The following is a 17,279-nucleotide window of genomic DNA, read 5'->3' on the forward strand; positions in this document are numbered from 1 at the left end:
TTAGCCGGCTGGACTTACCCTCAGCAGCTCACCGTTGGATTCGTCGGTTAACACATACAGATAACCGTCGGGTCCAGGGCGCACATCGCGGATTCGTTTACCGCGATCGCCCAGAATTCGCTCCTGTTCCGTGACTTTATCGCCATCGACCTTCAGCACAATCAGCGACTCATCCTTCAACGCACCGATAAACAGCCGGTGCTGCCACTGTGGGAAAGTCGTCGCATCGTAAAAAGCCATCCCGCTCACTGCCGGAGATTTTTCCCAGACAAACAGCGGTGCTTCGGTTCCCGCCGCTGTCTTACCTTTAGCCTCCGGAATCGGCAGGCCGCTATAATTAATACCGTGTGTCGCCAGCGGCCAGCCGTAGTTCTTACCTTTTTGCGGAATATTAATCTCATCGCCGCCGCGTGGACCATGTTCGTTCAACCACAGCGTATCGCTCCACGGATTCATCGCCATCCCCTGCGGATTGCGAATACCGTAAGACCAGATTTCAGGCCTGACGCCCGGCTTGCCGACGAAAGGATTATCGGCGGGGATTTTACCGTCAGCCGTCAGACGCACCACTTTCCCCTGTAGCTTATCCAGATCCTGGGCAGTCGAGCGCTGATTATTCTCCCCAAGGCCGATAAACAGATGACCGTGGCCGTCGAACACCAGCCGTCCGCCAAAATGGTTGCCAGTTGATAGCTTCGGCAGTTGGCGGAAAACCACCTGGAAGTTTTCCAGCCGCTGGAGGTCCTCGCTCAGTCGGCCATAGCCCACAGCAGTCCCGGCCTTACCGTCATTGCCGCCTTCGGCGTAGCTTAGCCATACCCGGCGCGACTGGGTGAAATCCGGTGCCAGTACAACATCCAGCAAACCGCCCTGCCCGCTGGCCCATACCTGCGGTACGCCGGACAGCGCAGGCGAGAGACCTTTTCCCTTCTGCCAAAGCTTGAGTTCGCCACCGCGCAGAGTAATCAGTATTCCTTTTTCGTCAGGAAGAAAGGCCAGCGCCCACGGGTGTTCAAGCTGGTCCTGCAACACCTCTACGCGCTCCTGGGCGGCAAAGGTTGCCACGGGTAACAACAACGCGGTAAGGGCTATCAGGGTAACGGTCTGGCGCATGGCATACTCCTTTTGTCAGCAATGGGATAAGGGTAGCCAGCATGGGGAAACGGGAAGGGATTTTTACATAACATTAATCAGGGGGAGCAGGCTCCCCCTTATCTCAGGCAGGGTGAATAGGCACTGAATTATTCAATTTATGAATATTTAGCGTCAATACCGCCAGACAGCTTTCCAGCTTATCTACGTTGACAGCAATGTAGGACGGGCAATCATGATGTCCGCTCATCAGGCACACCGCCGCAGAAGCGACGGCCTCGCCCGCAAGCCGCAGAGCTTCCTTTTCCTCCGGCGCAACGGCGTGCTGCAAGCGCGGCGCATGTTCACGCATTTCATGACACAGTTCAAACAAGTTATCACGTAGATGGTCATTTTCGCTGACCGACATATAGCCTTTCGCTTTACGCAACTGTAAATAAGCATCAAGATCAATGTTGGCATTAATCAACTTATTCATAAGGTTACGATATAGTTTGTCAACAGTCATCATAGCTCCTCCTCTGTCGTCCTTTACCATAATTATAATATGGTCACTTTTCGTACAAAACGATGAGGGAGATCAATAAATATCAGTCCATTAACATCATTTACAATGTTACAACGATGGGTAAAATCCTCCCCCTACGTTCAAACAGCCTTCAAAGCCAAAACACCGATAATGTTATACGCTCTCATAAAAATAAAATTTTCAATCTGGCGATGAACAATCATTTATTGCAGCAATGATCACAAAATAGCTTAATGCTTATTGCCTGAAAAGTATTCCAGGTGTCATATCATTCCAATAAATGTATTACGTATAACATTTAATAAGAACAGCAAACGATTCGATCCTGTTTGCAACCTTTGTCTCTATCGTTTGAAGGAACAGAAATGATTACGCCCGGCAAAAGAAACTATATCTTGTTGAGTCTTTTCGATTTCCTCTATTTGTTCGCCTGGTCCTCGACCATGGCGTTTTTCGTTATCTGGACCACTCAACATCTTGGGATTAGCGCAACAAAAACTGGCTTGCTCTACTCGGTCAACGCCTTCATCGCCCTGCTGATGCAGCCCTTCTTCGGTTTTATTTCCGACAAGTTCGGCCTGAAAAAACGGCTGATCTGGATCCTGGTCGCCATGCTTCTGCCGGTTGGCCCGTTCTTTATCTACTTATATGCACCGTTGTTGGTTCATAGCTTCTGGCTGGGCGCACTGCTTGGCGGGGTATACCTGGGGATTATTTTCAACTCCGGCTGCGGGGTGATTGATTCGTATATCGATAAAATCTCGCGCCGCTATCAGTTCGAATATGGTCGCGTGCGGATGTGGGGATCGTTAGGCTGGGCGGCTGCGGCGTGGATCGTCGGCAAATATATCGACAGCAATCCGAACCTCGCTTTCTGGCTGGCCAGCTTCGCCATTGTTATCGCGGCTATCTGTTTTATGTTAACCAAAGTTGAACTGACCGAAGCGGAAATACAAAAAACCAGCTCGCTAAAAGTTTCACATGCTCTGGAGCTGGCGAAGAACGGACAGTTCTGGATGCTGCTGGTCTTTACCCTTTTCGTCACGCAAATCTACGACACCTATGACCAGCAGTTCGCTCAATACTTTTCTCTGCAGTTCCCGACACCGGAAGAAGGCAACCGATGGTACGGGATTCTGGCTTCCATTCAGGTGTGCGGCGAAACGCTGTTTTTATGCCTGATGCCGTGGTTCGTTAACCGCACCGGCGCGAAGTGGGCGCTGATTATCGCCGGACTGATTATGTCGGTGCGCATTGTCGGCTCTGCTATCCCGCTTGGTCCGGTGTGGATCGGTGCGGTAAAAATGATGCATGCGCTGGAAAAACCGCTGATTCTGGTTTCAGTATTTAAATTTATCGCCGCCAACTTCGACAACAAACTGTCATCGACGGTCTACCTGCTGGTACTGTTTGTCGCCTCCATCGCTACCGCGATTTACTCACCGCTGGCGGGGTATTTGTACGACACCATCGGCTTCGCGCACACATATTATATTCTGGGCGGCATCGCCGGACTGTTTACTCTGATCTCGATATTCACGCTTCGCGATAATCGAGAGCCGACTGCACCAGGCGCTGCGCCGGGTACAGGCGCCACACAAACGCTGTAATTCCTCAACGCCCAGGATACCCTCCTGGGCTTTTTCATCATTAAGCATGTCGTTGCTATACTATTTTGCGCAAAGACCTGTAAAATCCCTGCCCTGACCATTCCAATAATTGAACACTTTTTAAGCTATGAGCAATGTCACCCATCAGCCGAAAATCGGCTTTGTCTCTCTGGGCTGCCCGAAAAACCTCGTGGACTCAGAACGTATCCTGACCGAACTGCGCACCGAAGGGTATGACGTGGTTCCAACCTACGATAACGCCGATATGGTTATCGTAAACACCTGCGGCTTTATTGATAGCGCCGTGCAGGAGTCGCTGGAAGCGATTGGCGAAGCGCTGAAAGAAAACGGCAAAGTGATTGTCACCGGCTGCCTGGGCGCGAAAGAAGATCAAATCCGCGAAGTCCATCCGAAAGTGCTGGAAATCACCGGCCCACACAGCTACGAGCAGGTGCTGGAACACGTCCACCACTACGCGCCGAAGCCAAAACATAACCCGTTCCTGAGCCTGGTGCCGGAACAGGGCGTTAAGCTAACGCCACGTCATTACGCCTACTTAAAAATTTCTGAAGGCTGCAACCATCGCTGCACCTTTTGCATTATTCCGTCGATGCGCGGCGACCTTGTCAGCCGTCCGATTGGTGAAGTACTGGCGGAAGCCAAACGCCTGGCAGATGCCGGGGTCAAAGAGCTGCTGGTGATTTCCCAGGACACCTCCGCCTACGGCGTTGATGTCAAACACCGCAGCGGTTTCCACAATGGTATGCCGGTGAAAACCAACATGGTAAGCCTGTGCGAAGAGCTGGCTAAGCTCGGTATCTGGGTGCGCCTGCACTACGTGTACCCGTATCCGCACGTTGATGATGTCATCCCGCTGATGGCGGAAGGCAAGATTCTGCCGTATCTGGATATTCCGCTGCAGCACGCCAGCCCGCGTATTCTTAAAATGATGAAACGTCCTGGCTCCGCTGACCGTCAGCTGGCGCGCATCAAACAGTGGCGCGAAGTCTGCCCGGAGCTAACTCTGCGTTCAACCTTTATCGTCGGCTTCCCGGGCGAAACGGAAGAAGATTTCCAGATGCTGCTCGACTTCCTGAAAGAGGCTCGTCTTGACCGCGTCGGCTGCTTCAAATACAGCCCGGTGGAAGGCGCAACCGCTAACGAACTGGCGGACCAGGTGCCAGAAGAAGTAAAAGAAGAGCGCTGGAACCGCTTTATGCAACTCCAGCAGCAGATCTCCGCCGAGCGTCTGCAGGAGAAAGTGGGCCGCGAAATCATGGTTCTGATCGATGAAGTTGATGAAGAAGGCGCGATTGGCCGTAGCATGGCGGATGCCCCGGAAATCGACGGCGCGGTCTACCTGAACGGCGAAAGTAAAGTTAAACCGGGTGACGTTGTGCGGGTGAAAGTTGAACACGCCGACGAATATGACCTGTGGGGCAGCCGGGTTTAATTCCTTCCTCTGAACGTGTCCCGGATTGCGGCGCTAACGCGCCTTATCCGGGCTACAAAACCCTCGAACGCCTACCCCTTTATCTTCGGATCCAGCGCATCGCGCAAGCCGTCCCCTAGCAGATTAAACGCCAGTACCGTCAGGAAAATGGCGATCGCCGGGAACAGCGCAACGTGAGGGGCCATCACCATATCCGCCCGCGCCTCGTTTAGCATCGCACCCCACTCAGGGGTCGGCGGCTGCGCGCCAAGCCCTAGAAACGAAAGGCTGGCGGCGGAGATAATCGACACCCCGATACGCATCGTAAAATAGACCACAATCGACGATACCGTTCCGGGCAAAATGTGGTTAAACAGGATGTTGGCATCGCTGGCGCCAATACTGCGCGCCGACTCGATAAAGGTCTGCTGCTTAAGTACCAGCGTATTGCCGCGTACCAGACGCGCAAACGCCGGGATCGAAAAGATCGCCACCGCGATGATCACATTCGACATCCCGCTGCCCATGACCGCTACCACGGCAATCGCCAGCAGAATACCGGGGAACGCAAACAGCACGTCGCAGATGCGCATAATAATGCGATCCCACCAGCCTTCGTAATACCCTGCCAATAGCCCGAGAACGGTACCAATGACCGCGCCAATTAATACCGCGAATACCCCGGCAGCCAGCGAGATCTGCGCCCCCACCAGCACCCGGCTAAAAATATCCCGCCCTAATGAATCGACACCGAACCAATGCATCATTGACGGGCCGTCGTTAAGCCGATCGTAGTCAAAGTAGTTTTCCGCGTCGAACGGCGCAATCCACGGTGCAACGACCGCAACCGCAATCAGCAGCAGAACAAATATCCCCGCTCCCATCGCCACCGGCTGGCGACGAAAACGTCGCCAGAACTCATGCCACGGCGTGCGTATCTGCCCGGGTTTAATCCCCGGCATCGCGTTGATAACCGCTTGTCTTCTCCAGTTGAGCAATCGCACCTTACTTGTACCTGATAGCCGGGTTAATGGCGGCATAGAGTACGTCCACCACTAAATTGATAAGAATAAACTCCAGCGAAAACAGCAGCACTTCCGCCTGAATCACCGGATAGTCGCGCATCTCGACGGAGTCCACCAGCAGACGCCCAAGCCCAGGCCAGTTAAAGACCTTCTCCACCACGATAGACCCACCGAGCAGAAAGCCAAACTGTAACCCCATCATGGTGACCACCGGGATCATCGCATTGCGCAGGCCGTGCTTAAGCACCACCAGCGTCTCGCTAACCCCTTTCGCCCGGGCAGTACGCATGTAGTCTTCATGCAGAACATCGACGAACGAGGCGCGGGTAAAGCGTGCCATCACCGCCGCTACCGCCGCTCCTAGCGTCAACGAAGGCAGAATATAGTGCCGCCAGCTGTCAGCGCCCACCGTCGGCAGCCAGCCCAGCTCAACGGAAAAGACTTGCATCAGCAGCATGCCGAGCGCAAACGCCGGGAATGAGATCCCGGTCACTGCCAGCGCCATACCTAAACGATCCGGCCAGCGGTTACGCCAAACTGCCGCCACGATCCCCGCCGCCATACCAAACACCACCGCCCAGCTCATGCTGGCGAGCGTTAGCCAGAACGTCGGCATAAACCGGCTGGCGATTTCGCTGCTTACCGGACGGCGCGAAGCCATCGAGGTGCCGAAATCCCCCTGCAAAATATTGCTGATATAGTGCCAGAACTGCACGTATAGCGGCTGATCGAGCCCCAGTTGCTGGCGGACCATTCCAACCACCTGCGCATCGGCTTCCGGCCCGGCAATTAGCCGCGCCGGATCGCCGGGCAGCATATGCACGAACAGAAACACCAACACCGCCACAATCAGCAGCGTAGGGATCAGCCCCAGCAGGCGTTTAATCACATAATTGAGCATGCTTCTCCTTGCGTGAAGTCCCCGCAGCCTGCGCCCGGGGAGATATACCCGTCATACTTCAAGTTTCAGGTGCGTTGGCTGCACTCGTTCACCCCAGTCACATAGTTATCTATGCTCCTGGGGACTCACGAGCTTGCCGCCTTCCTGTAACTCGAATTATTTAGGGTATACAGTTCTCTACTTAAGATCCGCCTGTTCAAAGCTAAATCCGGTATCCGGCTGGATGTAGAACCCGGTCAGATTTTTACTGTGCGCCGAGACCAGTTTTTCCACCACCAACGGCACCCACGGCGACTCTTTCCAGATAGTATCCTGCGCGTCTTTATACAACCGCGTTTTTTCCTTCACGTCGGTGGTTTTCAATGCCTCGTTGAGGTCTTTATCGACCTGAGGATTGCTGTAGAAAGCCGTGTTGAACAGGGTCGGCGGCCAGTTCTGTGAAGCAAACAGCGGCGATAGCGCCCAGTCGGCTTCACCGGTTGAGGCCGTCCAGCCGGTATAGAACATGCGTACACCGCTCTCTTTCTGCCCTTTGCCTTCCACTTCCGCCGCACGCTGGCCCGCATCCATCGCCGTCAGCTGCGCCTTAATGCCCACCTGCGCCAACTGCTGTTGGGTAAACTGCAGCACTTTCTGCGCGGTACTGTGGTTGTGCGACGACCACAGCGTGGTGTTGAATCCATTCGGATAACCCGCCTCTTTCAGCAGCTCACGCGCTTTAGCCGGATCGTACGGCCAGGCGGTGTAGCTTTCAGCATAGGCAATCGACGGCGGCACCACGCCGGTCGCCGGGGTGGCATAGCCCGCAAAGGCCACTTTCACCAGCGCCTGACGGTTGATGGCATAGTTAATCGCCTCGCGCACTTTCGGATTATCAAACGGTTTTTGCGTCACGTTCATGCTGATATAACGCTGCATAATTGACGGGCTGGCCACCAGCTCCAGCTTGCTGTTTTTCTCCAGCAGCGGCGCCTGCTCGTAAGGGATCGGGAAAGCAAATTGCGCTTCGCCGGTCTGCAACATCGCCGCACGAGTGTTGTTATCCACCACCGGACGCCAGGTAATGGAATCCAGCTTCGGCAGCCCCTGCTGCCAGTAACCGGCGAACTTCGTCACTTTAACAAAATCGGTCTGATTCCAGGTGTCGAGCTGGTACGGACCGGTACCTACCGGATGGAAGCCAATTTCTTTACCGTATTTCTTCAGCGCCGCCGGGGAAATCATTGCCGTCGCCGGGTGGGCCAGGATATTGATAAACGCCGAGAAAGGCTGTTTAAGCGTGATTTTCACCGTTGTCGGATCTACCGCTTCGGTGCTGGCGATATTTTTATACAGGTTATAGCGCTTGAGATGATTTTCCGGATTGCTGGCGCGATCGAGGTTAGCCTTCACCGCTTCAGCGTTAAACTCAGTACCGTCCTGGAACTTCACGCCCGGATGCAGCTTAACGGTATACACCAGCCCGTCCGGGGAAACGGTATAGCTCTCCGCCAGCACACTCTGCAATTTCATCTCTTTATCAAGGCCAAATAGCCCTTGATAGAAAGACTTTGCCACTGCCTGCGACAACGTGTCGTTAGCATCGTATGGGTCAAGGGTCGTGAAGTTAGAACCGACCGCCACCACTATATCTTTTGCGGCAAAGGCCGGAGTTGTCGCCAGCGCCGAAGCGACGCCCAGCGCCAACAGCCATTTGCCTGAAACGCGTTGAGTCATGTTGTTCTCCTGAAATGCTGCGTTATTAGTGTCGTTGTTATCGTGCCAGTACGTCTGCGGCGGGTTCTCTGGCGACAAAATGTCCCGGGCCCACCTGTTGTAGCGGCGTACTGATCCCCTCTTCTCCCCGCTTGTAGATATTGCCCGGCAGCTCGTCAGACAGCAGTACGCGCTGCGGGTGACGATGCGCCGGGTCGGCAACCGGTACAGCAGCCATCAATTTACGGGTATAGGGGTGCTGCGGGTTTTCGAACACGGCGCGACGCGGGCCAATCTCGACAATCCGCCCGCGGTACATCACCGCCACGCGGTGGCTGATGCGTTCAACCACCGCCATGTCATGGGAAATAAACAGAAACGCGATGCCCATTTCGCGCTGTAAATCGAGCATCAGGTTGATAATTTGCGCGCGAATCGACACGTCCAGCGCCGATACCGATTCGTCCGCAATCACTACCTTCGGATTGAGCGCCAGCGCGCGGGCAATACAGATGCGCTGTCGCTGGCCGCCGGAAAACTCGTGTGGATAGCGCCATGCGTGCTCCGGCTCCAGCCCGACGCGCTCCAGCAGCCAGGCCACTCGCTCTCTCGCGGCATCACCTTCCAGCAGCCGATGCACGCGCAGCGGCTCCATAATCGAATACCCCACCGTTTGCCGTGGGTCGAGAGAAGCGTAAGGATCCTGGAAGATAAACTGAATATCACGGCGCAGGGCCTGAAGCTTACTGCCTGCCAGAGTATCAATACGCTGACCGTTAAACGTAATACTCCCACCCTGGGTTTCCACTAGCCGCAGCAGCGCCCGGCCGGTAGTTGATTTACCACAACCGGACTCGCCCACCAGGCTTAAGGTTTCGCCAGGCCATAAATCAAAGCTGACTTTTTCCACCGCATGTACCTCGCGGGTAACGCGGTTGAGAATGCCGCTGCGCAGCGGGAAACGCGCCACCAGATCGCGGACTTTAAGAATGGGTTCTCCAGCAACAACGGTATTCAGACCCTCTTGCGGCGCGCTTTGGTTGAAGAGTGGGAAGCGGCGCGGCAAATCGCTACCGCGCATCGCACCCAATCGCGGTACCGCCGCCAGCAGCGCCTGGGTATAGGGGTGTTTTGGCGCACGGAAAATCTCTTCGACGCTGCCTGTTTCCACCGCTTCACCGCGATACATCACCAGCACTCGGTCGGCAATATCGGCGACCACGCCCATATCGTGGGTAATAAAGATAACGCCCATCGCCATTTCCTTTTGCAGGACGGCAATCAGCTGTAAAATCTGCGCCTGGATAGTCACATCAAGCGCGGTAGTGGGTTCATCGGCAATCAGCACAGCCGGGCGGCACGAGAGCGCCATCGCAATCATCACGCGCTGGCGCATCCCACCGGAAAGCTGATGCGGATAACGCGACAGCATCGCTTCAGCTTCCGGGATCCGCACCTGATCGAGCATCTTTTTGGCCTCACGCAGCGCCTCATCATGCTTTAACCCCTGATGCAATCGTATTGATTCAGCGATCTGCTCACCAATGGTGAACACCGGGTTCAGCGAGGTCATTGGCTCCTGAAAGATCATCGCCATATCCGCACCGCGCACGCTGCGCATATCGGCATCAGACTGTTCGCTAAGTTCAATAACCTGCCGGTTGCGGCGACGTAGCAGCAGCTGATCGCTGCACACTTCGCTGGTCGCCGAATCAAGCAGACGCATCAGCGCCAGCGACGTTACCGATTTACCCGATCCAGACTCACCAACAATCGCCAGCGTCTCGCCGCGCCGTAGGGTGAACGAGAGGTGACGAACGGCAGAAAAAGCCTGCTGCTGCTGAGTAAACGAAACGTTCAGATCGCGTACCAGCAGAACATCATTAGCATCGATTTCCAGACTATGCGGCAACGCCCTTTCCTCTTATTCGCGATAAATTCCAATCGTGGGCGTATCGCCCGCGTAGCACCAGGCACGGTACATACCTTCGCTATTAAATGGCAATACTACGTTGCCTTCTCTGTCGACCGCAATCAGACCGCCGCAGCCGCCCAGCGCCGGGAGTTTCTCCATCACCACCCGCTCGCAGGCTTCCTGCAGACTGAGCTGGCTGTACTCCATCAGCGCCGAAATATCGTAAGCCGCCAGCGTGCGCATAAACACCTCGCCGGTACCGGTACAGGAGACGGCAACGCTGGCGTTATTGGCATAGCAGCCAGCTCCCGGCAGCGGGCTATCGCCGACGCGTCCCGGCAGCTTATTGGTCATTCCGCCAGTGGAGGTTGCCGCCGCGAGATTGCCCGCCAGATCCAGCGCCACCGCGCCGACGGTGCCCATTTTATGCCGCTCATCCAACGGGGCTGCATGGTGATCGAGCACGATATCGTCACCTTCCTGCGCCTGACGTAGCTGCAACAGGCGCTCAGGAGTCGAAAACAGGGCGTTATCCACCCGCTCCATACCGTGGGAAGCGGCAAAATCTTCTGCGCCCCCACCCATCATCAGCACATGTGGGCTTTGCTCCAGCACCAGACGCGCTGCCAGTACCGGATTACGTAAATGCTTAACTCCGGCCACCGCTCCCGCCTGTAAACTGTAACCATCCATGACGCAGGCATCGAGTTCATGAGTGGTATCGCGGGTAAACACGGAGCCTATACCGGCGTTAAATAACGGACACTCTTCCAGCAGTCGCACCGCTTCGGTTACCGCATCCAGCGCGCTGGCTCCTTCCGCTAGCATTTTTTGCCCGCTATCGACAATCGCCGACAGCGCCGCCACGTACTCCCGCTCGCGCTCTGGCGTCAACTGGGCGCGGGTAATCGCCCCGGCGCCGCCGTGAATTGCTATAACCGCCTTGCCCATTACGCCATTCCTTAACGATAAAGTGTATATACACACCATCATTCGAGATGCATCAAGGCGGCAAGAGAAGAAATCCCCGGGAGCATAGATAACTATGTGACTGGGGTTTCTGATCACAGCCAACAAAGAGGCAGCTTGAAGGATAACGTGTATAAATATCATTATCTTGCTGACTGTCCTATACCATTTTTGAATATAGAAAGAGCAAGCAGTGATGTAAAGCTTGTACCCAGGTGGGATATAGCCTGCTTCTCTTTTCTGCCATATACCCGTCATACTTCAAGTTGCATGTGCGTTGGCTTCCTCGCTCACCCCAGTCACTTACTGAAGTAAGCTCCCGGGGATTCCCTACGTCGCCGCCTGCCTGCAACTCGAATTATTTAGGGTATAATAGGCGTTTTCGATGTTTGCCCGCAGGAGAAACCCATGGATTTTACCGCCGGACTGATGCCGCTCGACACAGCCCTGACCCAGATGCTCAATCGTATTACGCCGCTGAATGCGACGGAAACCGTACCGCTGTTGCAGGCCTTTTCGCGCGTGACCGCCCATGATCTCGTTTCGCCTCTCGACGTTCCTGGCTTTGATAACTCGGCGATGGACGGTTACGCCGTTCGCCTGGCTGAACTCACCGATGGCGCGGTACTGCCGGTGGCAGGCAAGGCTTTTGCCGGTCAGCCTTTTAGCGACGTCTGGCCCGTCGGCACCTGTATCCGCATTATGACCGGCGCGCCGGTACCGGAAGGCTGCGATGCGGTAGTGATGCAGGAGCAAACCGAACAAACCGACGGCGGAGTGCGCGTTATCGCTCCGGTGAAAAAAGGGCAGAACATTCGTCGTCGAGGTGAAGATATCGCCCACGGGGCGGTCGTTTTCCCTGCGGGAACCCGTCTGACCGTCGCCGAGCTGCCGGTGCTGGCTTCTCTGGGGATTGCGGAAGTCGACGTGGTGCGTAAAGTGCGCGTTGCAGTGTTCTCCACCGGCGATGAGCTTCAGCTTCCGGGACAACCGCTTGCCGACGGGCAGATTTACGACACCAACCGCCTGGCGGTGCACCTGATGCTGCAAGAGCTGGGCTGTGAGGTCGTTAACCTCGGCATTATTCCCGACGACCCGGCCAAACTTCGCGAAGTCTTTATTCAGGCTGACCAGCAGGCCGATGTGGTGATTAGCTCCGGCGGCGTTTCCGTTGGCGAGGCGGATTACACCAAAGAGATCCTTGAAGAGCTGGGCGAAATCGGCTTCTGGAAGCTGGCTATCAAACCGGGTAAACCCTTTGCTTTCGGCAAGCTTAACCACAGCTGGTTCTGCGGTCTGCCGGGCAACCCGGTTTCCGCTGCGCTAACTTTTTATCAGTTGGTGCAGCCGCTGCTGGCGAAACTCTCCGGCAACATAGGACAAACCCAGCCGATGCGTCTGCGCGTACGCGCCGCTTCACGGCTGAAAAAATCGCCGGGCCGCCTCGATTTTCAGCGCGGCGTGCTGCAACGTAACCCGGACGGTGAACTGGTCGTTAGCAGCACCGGTCATCAGGGTTCGCACATCTTCAGTTCATTCAGCCTCGGCAACTGTTTTATCGTGCTGGAACGCGAGCGCGGCAACGTTGAAGCGGGAGAATGGGTAGAAGTTGAGCCCTTTAACCATCTTTTCGGGGGGCTGTAATGGGCGTGGAGCTGAGCGATGCAGAGATGCTGCGCTACAACCGGCAAATCATCCTGCGCGATTTCGATTTTGACGGCCAGGAGCAGCTAAAAGCCTCCAGTGTGCTGGTGGTTGGCCTCGGAGGGTTGGGCTGCGCCGCCGCGCAGTATCTGGCGGCAGCTGGCGTTGGTCAGCTTACCCTGCTTGATTTCGACACCGTGTCGCTCTCCAATCTTCAGCGCCAGACCCTGCACAGCGATGCCACCATCGGCCAGCCGAAGGTTGACTCCGCCCGCGCTACGCTTGCGCGCATTAACCCCAACGTTCAGCTCACGCCGCTAAACGCGCTGCTGGATGAAGAAGCGCTGTGGGCGCAAATCGCCGCCCACGATCTGGTGCTTGACTGTACCGACAACGTCGCCATCCGCAACCAGCTCAATGCCGGGTGTTTCCGGCATAAAACCCCGCTGGTCTCCGGCGCGGCGATTCGTATGGAAGGGCAAATCAGCGTCTTTACGTATCAGGAAGATGAACCCTGCTACCGCTGCCTGAGCCGTCTGTTTGGCGAAAACGCCCTTACCTGCGTCGAAGCCGGGGTGATGGCGCCGCTGGTCGGTACCATCGGTTCGCTTCAGGCAATGGAAGCCATCAAGGTTCTGACCCGCTACGGCAGCCCTGCGACGGGTAAAATCGTCATGTACGACGCCATGCGCTGCCAGTTTCGCGAAATGAAACTGATGCGTAACCCACAGTGTGAGGTGTGTGGTACATCTTAACCCTTCTCCGGCGGGCCTTGCCGCCGGATTATTTGTGACCATCCACGACTTTTTAGCGCCTGCTTTTATTCCCCCTCTCTGCTTGTTGATTTATATCAATACAACTTTCATTCGAAAGTACTTTAATCTTCATATGCAAACAAGAGGGTGAATCATGATCTTCAACATTCAGCGTTACTCCACCCATGACGGCCCGGGGATCCGCACTGTCGTATTCCTCAAAGGGTGTTCGCTGGGCTGTCGCTGGTGTCAGAACCCGGAAAGCCGCGCCCGCACGGCGGATTTGCTGTATGACGCACGCCTGTGCCTTGACGGCTGTGACCTCTGCCAGCAGGCAGCGCCGGACGTTATTACCCGCAAACTGGATGGCCTGATTATCCACCGTGAAAAACTCACCGATACGCATATTGGCAAGCTGCGTAACTGCTGCCCCACTACGGCATTAACGGTCTGCGGCGAAGAGAAAAACGTCGAAGAGATTATGACGAAGGTATTGCGCGATAAACCGTTCTACGATCGCAGCGGCGGCGGCGTCACTCTCTCCGGCGGCGAGCCGTTTATGAACCCGGAGCTGGCCCGCCAGCTGTTTGAAGCCAGCCACAACGCAGGGATTCATACCGCCGTCGAAACCTGTCTGCACGTACCATGGAAATACGTCGAGCCTTCTTTACCCTTTATCGACCTGTTCCTCGCCGACCTTAAGCATGTCAATGAAGCTATTTTCCAGCAGTGGACCGACGGCAGCGCTCGGCGGGTGCTGGATAATCTGCAACGCGTGGCGCAGGCCGGGAAAAAAATCATTATTCGCGTGCCGCTGATTCAGGGCTTTAACGCCAATGAAAGCGATATTACCGCCATAACCGATTTTGCCGCTGACCGCTTAAAGGTCGGCGAGATCCACTTCCTGCCGTATCACACGTTAGGAATGAATAAATACCAATTACTCAGTCAGCCCTATACCGCTCCGGACAAACCACTTGCTGCCCCCGAGCTGCTCGCCTTCGCGCAGCACTACGCTCAGAGCAAAGGTTTAACGGCGACTCTACGAGGATAACCTTATGACAACGTTGAAACTGGATACCCTAAGCCCGCGCATTCAGGCACATAAAATGGCGCTGGTGCATATCGTCAAGCCGCCTGTCTGTACCGAGCGCGCCCAGCACTACACTGAAGCCTACCAGCAACATCTGGATAAGCCGATCCCGGTACGCCGCGCGCTGGCGCTGGCCCATCACCTGGCAGAACGCACTATCTGGATCAAACATGACGAACTGGTTGTCGGTAACCAGGCAAGCGAAGTCCGCGCCGCGCCAATCTTCCCGGAGTATACGGTTAGCTGGATCGAAAAAGAGATCGACGACCTGGCCGATCGCCCCGGCGCGGGCTTTGCGGTCAGCGAAGAGAACAAACGCGTACTGCACGAAGTGTGTCCGTGGTGGCGTGGCCAAACCGTACAGGATCGCTGCTACGGCATGTTTACCGATGAGCAAAAAGCGCTGCTCGCCACCGGGATCATCAAAGCAGAAGGCAATATGACCTCCGGTGATGCGCACCTGGCGGTCAACTACCCGCTGCTGCTGGAAAAAGGCCTTGACGGAATGCGTGCTAAAGTCGCAGAGCGCCGTTCGCGCATTAATCTGACGGTACTGGAAGACCTGCACGGCGAGCAGTTCCTGAAAGCCATTGATATCGTGCTGGAAGCAGTGAGCGAGCACAGCAAGCGCTTCGCTGAGCTGGCGCGCAGCATGGCGGCGACAGAGACCCGTGAATCCCGTCGCGACGAGCTGCTGGCCATTGCCGAGAACTGCGACATTATCGCCCATGAACCGCCGAAGACCTTCTGGCAGGCGCTGCAGCTGTGCTATTTCATTCAGCTGATTCTGCAGGTCGAATCCAACGGTCACTCGGTCTCTTTTGGCCGCATGGACCAGTATCTCTACCCGTACTACCGCCGCGACGTCGAACTTGAGCAGTCTCTGGACCGTGAGCACGCCATTGAGTTGCTGCACTGCTGCTGGCTGAAGCTGCTGGAAGTGAACAAAATTCGCTCCGGCTCGCACTCTAAAGCCTCCGCCGGTAGCCCGCTGTATCAGAACGTCACCATCGGCGGTCAAAATCTGGTAGACGGCGTCGCGCAAGATGCAGTGAATCCGCTCTCCTACGCGATTCTAGAATCCTGCGGTCGCCTGCGTTCTACGCAGCCAAACCTCAGCGTGCGTTACCACGCGGGCATGAGCAACGACTTCCTCGACGCCTGCGTGCAGGTGATTCGCTGCGGCTTCGGGATGCCGGCGTTCAACAACGACGAAATCGTTATTCCGGAATTTATCAAGCTCGGCATTGAGCCGCAGGACGCCTACGATTATGCCGCTATCGGCTGCATCGAAACCGCGGTCGGCGGCAAGTGGGGCTATCGCTGCACCGGGATGAGCTTTATCAACTTTGCCCGCGTGATGCTGGCGACGCTGGAAGGCGGCCGTGATGCCACCAGCGGTGAAGTTTTCCTGCCGCAAACGCACGCGCTGTCGAAAGGTAACTTTGATAACTTCGACCAGGTGCTGGCCGACTGGGATACGCAGATCCGTTACTACACGCGCAAATCTATCGAGATTGAGTATGTGGTCGACACCATGCTGGAAGAGAACGTGCACGATATTCTCTGCTCGGCGCTGGTTGATGACTGTATCGAGCGCGCGAAAAGTATCAAACAGGGCGGCGCTAAATATGACTGGGTTTCCGGTCTGCAGGTCGGTATCGCTAACCTCGGCAACAGCCTGGTGGCGGTGAAGAAACTGGTGTTCGATCAGGGCGTCATTGGACAGCAAGAGCTGGCAAAAGCGCTGGCTGAAGACTTTGAAGGCCTGACCCACGAGCAGCTACGCCAGCGCTTAATCAACGGCGCGCCGAAATACGGCAACGACGAAGATAGCGTTGATATCCTGCTGGCCCGCGCTTACCAGACCTATATCGATGAGCTGAAGCAGTATCATAACCCGCGCTACGGTCGCGGCCCGATTGGCGGTAATTACTACGCCGGGACATCGTCTATTTCCGCTAACGTCCCGTTCGGCGCGCAGACCATGGCGACGCCGGATGGCCGCAAAGCGCATTCACCGCTGGCGGAAGGAGCAAGCCCGGCATCCGGTACCGACCATCTGGGGCCGACCGCGGTTATCAGTTCGGTGGGTAAGCTGCCAACCGGTTCAATTCTTGGCGGCGTGCTGCTGAACCAGAAGCTGAACCCGGCAACGCTGGATAACGAGTCCGATAAGCAGAAACTGATGGTGCTGCTGCGCACGTTCTTCGAGGTGCATAAAGGCTGGCATATTCAGTACAACATCGTGTCACGCGAGACGCTGCTGGAAGCGAAGAAACACCCTGACCAGTATCGCGATTTAGTGGTCCGCGTCGCCGGGTACTCGGCATTCTTTACCGCCCTGTCGCCGGATGCGCAGGACGATATTATCGCCCGTACCGAGCATACACTGTAAGTTAAATCCCCCGGAGGCGGCGCGTTGCGCCTGTCCGGGCTACCCGACGGCACAAGCCCCGTAGCCCGGACAGCCGGTAGCCCGGGTAAGGCGTTTACGCCGCAACCCGGGGTTTTATGCTGCACAGCAGTGAACGCAAACTTTCATTCGAAATAAATTTGTGCTCCACATCACATTGTAATTAGAATGTTGCTGGTCGAAGTTAAGCCAGGAGCATTTGT

The 17,279-nt window shown here is 55.8% G+C and carries 13 protein-coding genes; 6 read left to right on the forward strand and 7 right to left on the reverse strand.

The window, feature by feature from the left end; translation table 11 throughout:
- Positions 1-1,113, reverse strand: coding sequence for a PQQ-dependent sugar dehydrogenase (locus QVF11_RS06305; RefSeq protein ID WP_287855741.1), 1,113 nt, complete (start codon positions 1,111-1,113; stop codon positions 1-3).
- 103 nt (positions 1,114-1,216) lie between these two features.
- Entirely contained in the window at positions 1,217-1,600 is a 384-nt protein-coding gene (bssR, locus tag QVF11_RS06310) for a biofilm formation regulator BssR (protein WP_112214734.1), read from the reverse strand.
- A gap of 389 nt (positions 1,601-1,989) precedes the next feature.
- Between bssR and QVF11_RS06315 the strand changes: the two genes are divergently transcribed.
- Both QVF11_RS06315 and rimO read left to right on the forward strand, forming a co-directional pair.
- Entirely contained in the window at positions 1,990-3,231 is a 1,242-nt protein-coding gene (locus tag QVF11_RS06315) for an oligosaccharide MFS transporter (protein WP_167492882.1), read from the forward strand.
- A 127-nt stretch (positions 3,232-3,358) separates the two neighbouring features.
- Positions 3,359-4,684, forward strand: a complete 1,326-nt coding sequence (rimO, locus tag QVF11_RS06320; RefSeq protein WP_142513199.1) for a 30S ribosomal protein S12 methylthiotransferase RimO — start codon at positions 3,359-3,361, stop codon at positions 4,682-4,684.
- A gap of 71 nt (positions 4,685-4,755) precedes the next feature.
- Here rimO and gsiD read toward each other — a convergent pair whose 3' ends face one another.
- The 5 genes from gsiD to iaaA all read right to left on the reverse strand — a co-directional run bounded on the left by gsiD (position 4,756) and on the right by iaaA (position 11,150).
- Positions 4,756-5,667: a glutathione ABC transporter permease GsiD gene (gsiD, locus tag QVF11_RS06325; protein ID WP_112214696.1), complete on the reverse strand. Its 912-nt coding sequence runs from the start codon at positions 5,665-5,667 to the stop codon at positions 4,756-4,758.
- A 1-nt stretch (position 5,668) separates the two neighbouring features.
- A complete protein-coding gene (gene gsiC / locus QVF11_RS06330) occupies positions 5,669-6,589 on the reverse strand; it encodes a glutathione ABC transporter permease GsiC (RefSeq protein ID WP_112214697.1) in 921 nt (306 codons plus the stop codon).
- 177 nt (positions 6,590-6,766) lie between these two features.
- Positions 6,767-8,305 carry a glutathione ABC transporter substrate-binding protein GsiB gene (gsiB, locus tag QVF11_RS06335; RefSeq protein WP_112214698.1) on the reverse strand — a complete coding sequence of 513 codons (1,539 nt, stop codon included), beginning with the start codon at positions 8,303-8,305 and terminating at the stop codon, positions 6,767-6,769.
- Positions 8,306-8,342: 37 nt separating this feature from the next.
- Positions 8,343-10,196, reverse strand: a complete 1,854-nt coding sequence (gene gsiA, locus QVF11_RS06340) for a glutathione ABC transporter ATP-binding protein GsiA (protein WP_112214699.1) — start codon at positions 10,194-10,196, stop codon at positions 8,343-8,345.
- A 12-nt stretch (positions 10,197-10,208) separates the two neighbouring features.
- Entirely contained in the window at positions 10,209-11,150 is a 942-nt protein-coding gene (gene iaaA, locus QVF11_RS06345) for a beta-aspartyl-peptidase (RefSeq protein WP_287855746.1), read from the reverse strand.
- Between the two features lie 426 nt (positions 11,151-11,576).
- Here iaaA and moeA point away from each other — a divergent pair, with 426 nt between their 5' ends.
- From moeA to QVF11_RS06365, 4 genes are all read left to right on the forward strand, one after another.
- Complete coding sequence (moeA, locus tag QVF11_RS06350; RefSeq protein WP_287855748.1) at positions 11,577-12,812, forward strand: molybdopterin molybdotransferase MoeA; 1,236 nt, start codon at positions 11,577-11,579, stop codon at positions 12,810-12,812.
- The gene (moeB, locus tag QVF11_RS06355) at positions 12,812-13,567 is read left to right on the forward strand and encodes a molybdopterin-synthase adenylyltransferase MoeB (protein WP_142513197.1); all 756 of its coding nucleotides are present in this window, start codon (positions 12,812-12,814) and stop codon (positions 13,565-13,567) included. Before moeA ends, moeB begins: the two co-directional genes overlap by 1 nt.
- A 154-nt stretch (positions 13,568-13,721) precedes the next feature.
- The gene (locus tag QVF11_RS06360) at positions 13,722-14,621 is read left to right on the forward strand and encodes a glycyl-radical enzyme activating protein (protein WP_287855751.1); all 900 of its coding nucleotides are present in this window, start codon (positions 13,722-13,724) and stop codon (positions 14,619-14,621) included.
- Between the two features lie 4 nt (positions 14,622-14,625).
- Complete coding sequence (locus QVF11_RS06365; RefSeq protein WP_112214704.1) at positions 14,626-17,058, forward strand: formate C-acetyltransferase/glycerol dehydratase family glycyl radical enzyme; 2,433 nt, start codon at positions 14,626-14,628, stop codon at positions 17,056-17,058.
- The last annotated feature ends 221 nt before the right edge of the window (positions 17,059-17,279 follow it).

Source organism: Klebsiella sp., from assembly GCF_027492335.1.
Taxonomy (GTDB): Bacteria; Pseudomonadota; Gammaproteobacteria; order Enterobacterales; family Enterobacteriaceae; genus Klebsiella; species Klebsiella huaxiensis.